Genomic DNA, 2,442 nt, shown 5'->3' with positions numbered 1-2,442 from the left:
GACGCGGCGCGATCCGCCGCCGCGGCGATGGCGGCGGCGTGGGCGGCGAACTCGTCGTCGTCGCACTCCTTATCTCGCACCTGGACCACGCCCACCCCGCCGAGCACCGCCTCGGACACGATCTGTGGCACCGCGTCCCGCCCGCCGCCCAGATGCGGATCGGTGACCAGGTACAGGCGCCAGTCGGTCGCCTCGGCGGTGCGGCGGCGCGCGGCCGGCGGGCTCACTCGGTATCGGCGATCGTCAGCACCGCGAGCTCGGCGATCTGCTCCGGCTCCAGCGAGTACAACGCGTCCAGCCACGCCATCGCGAACGAGCCCGGTCCCATCGCCACCGTGCCCGCGGCCGTTCCCGCCGCGCCGATGTGGGCGTGGGCGGCCACCACGGCGTAGTGATCGGTGATACCCGCCGAGCGCGCGACCGCGAGATAGCCGGCCGTCAACGCGCCCAGCGCGCAGCCGGTGCCGATGACCTTCTGGAGCAGCGGGTGGCCGGAGTCGATCCAGGTCGCCCGGGTGGGCCCGTCGGTCTGGGTGATGACGAGGTCCCTGTCGCCGGAAATTGCGACCGTGCCGCCCGTGCGGGCGGACAACTCGAGCGCCGGCAGCAGCGCGCTGGAGACGGTGGCGGTGGAATCCACGCCGCGGCCACCCGCGCCCGCCCCGGCCAGCGCCACGATCTCGGAGGCGTTGGCCCGAATCGCCGCGGGGGAGTGGTCGAGCCAGGCGGTGGCCAGGTCCGTGCGCAGCGTCAGGCCACCCACCGCGACCGGGTCCAGCACCCACGGCGTGGAGTGCTCGCGCGCCGACGCGATGGCCGCGTGCATGCCCTTGATCTGCTCGCTCGTCGGGTTGCCGACGTTGACGAGCACGCCCGAGGCGATCGACGCGAAGTCGCCGGCCTCGGCCGGGTGGTCGACCATGGCCGGCGCCGCACCCGCCGCGAGCAGCACGTCGGCCGTGATCTCGCGGACCACCGAGTTGGTCAGGCAGTGCACCAGCGGACTCGACTCCCGCAGCAGCGACACCAGGTGGGCGACGGTGGCGGCGGGATCGGCGGGGCTCTGCTCGGTTGCATCAGGCATGCCCCCAGTGTGCCGTGCGGCACCACCGCTGCCCGGAATAGCCGGCCGAGGGGGCGGGTTGCACGGGGTATGCCCGCCTCTGACTTCCGCGCTCTGCCCCTGTCCGTCATCGACTTCGCGTCCGTCCGCCCCGGCCAGACCGTCGGGGAGGGGTTGCAGGACTCGGTCGTGCTGGCTCAGAAGGCGGAGGAGCTCGGCTACGAACGGGTCTGGTACTCCGAGCACCACAACATGCCGTCCATCGCCTCCTCCGCGCCGGCGGTGCTCATGGCGCACATCGCCGCGCAGACCTCGACCATCCGGCTGGGCTCCGGCGGCGTGATGCTGCCCAACCACTCGCCGATCGTGATCGCCGAGCAGTTCGGCACCCTCGCCGAACTGCACCCGGGCCGGATCGACCTGGGCCTGGGCCGCGCGCCCGGCACCGATCCACAGACCCTGCGCGCGTTGCGTCGGGAGCCGTCCGCCGCCGAGACCTTCCCCGACGATGTGCGCGAACTGCAGGCCTTCCTCGGCGACTCGCCCAGCGACATGGCCCGCACGCGCGGGATCGTCGCGGTGCCCGGCCGCGGCACCAAGGTGCCCCTCTACATCCTCGGATCCTCGCTGTTCGGCGCCCAGCTCGCCGCGGCATACGGGCTGCCGTACGCCTTCGCCTCGCACTTCGCGCCGGACGCCCTGGAGCAGGCCTCCGCGGTCTACCGCGAGCGGTTCCAGCCCAGCGAGCAGCTGTCCGAGCCGTACATGATCGCCGCGGTGAATGTCGTTGCCGACGACGACGCCGCGCGGGCCGAGCAGGAGCTGCACTGGTACCGCCGCCAGCGGGTCAAGCTCATGGCCGGGCGGGGTCGAAACTTCACCGACGAGGAACTCGACATGGTCATGGAGTCGGCCGGCGGGCGGCAGATCCTCCACATGATCAGCTACACCGCATGCGGCGACGGCGCGACGGTGCGCGACTACCTCACCGAGTTCGCCCACCGCGCGGGCGCCGACGAGCTGATGATCGCCCCGATCGGCTCGTCGCCCGAGCGTGCCCACGGCTCGCTCGAGGTGCTGCGGCGGGCCTGGAGTGACTGAAGTGGCCCTCCCGCGTGAGTGTCGTCACGAACGGCCCCACCCGGAGGCCGTAGCAGTAGCCGTGTACTCCGGGGACGCTTAGGCTCAGGTCATGGCGATCTCCGAAGTAGGCGAGTACGCCCACCTCGATCAGGCACAGATCGAGGAGTTGGGACGGGAGCTCGACGCGATCCGCGCCGAGGTCCTGGAATCCCGCGGGGATCGCGACTACCGGTACGTCCACAGCATCATCCGGTTGCAGCGCGGTCTGGAGATCTCCTCGCGCGCGCTGCTGTACT

General features: G+C 72.0%; 3 protein-coding genes and 1 pseudogene. 2 read left to right on the top strand and 2 right to left on the bottom strand.

Annotated features, from left to right (window positions below; translation table 11 throughout):
• Both ACWIE7_RS18815 and thiM read right to left on the bottom strand, forming a co-directional pair.
• A partial coding sequence (locus ACWIE7_RS18815) for a thiamine phosphate synthase (protein ID WP_454070273.1) occupies nucleotides 1–227 on the bottom strand: 227 nt, incomplete at its 3' end.
• Nucleotides 224–1,084 carry a hydroxyethylthiazole kinase gene (gene thiM / locus ACWIE7_RS18810; RefSeq protein WP_454070272.1) on the bottom strand — a complete coding sequence of 287 codons (861 nt, stop codon included), beginning with the start codon at nucleotides 1,082–1,084 and terminating at the stop codon, nucleotides 224–226. The genes ACWIE7_RS18815 and thiM, both read right to left, overlap by 4 nt.
• A gap of 69 nt (nucleotides 1,085–1,153) precedes the next feature.
• On the opposite strand from thiM, the gene ACWIE7_RS18805 reads away from it, so the two are divergent.
• Both ACWIE7_RS18805 and ACWIE7_RS18800 read left to right on the top strand, forming a co-directional pair.
• Nucleotides 1,154–2,164, top strand: coding sequence for an LLM class flavin-dependent oxidoreductase (locus tag ACWIE7_RS18805; protein ID WP_454070271.1), 1,011 nt, complete (start codon nucleotides 1,154–1,156; stop codon nucleotides 2,162–2,164).
• 91 nt (nucleotides 2,165–2,255) lie between these two features.
• Nucleotides 2,256–2,442: pseudogene (locus ACWIE7_RS18800) on the top strand (acyl-CoA desaturase); the annotation flags it as partial.

Source organism: Dietzia sp. NPDC055343, from assembly GCF_053645265.1.
The sequence above is the reverse complement of the archived record's forward strand: the minus strand, read 5'-3'. Positions and strand labels throughout refer to the sequence as shown.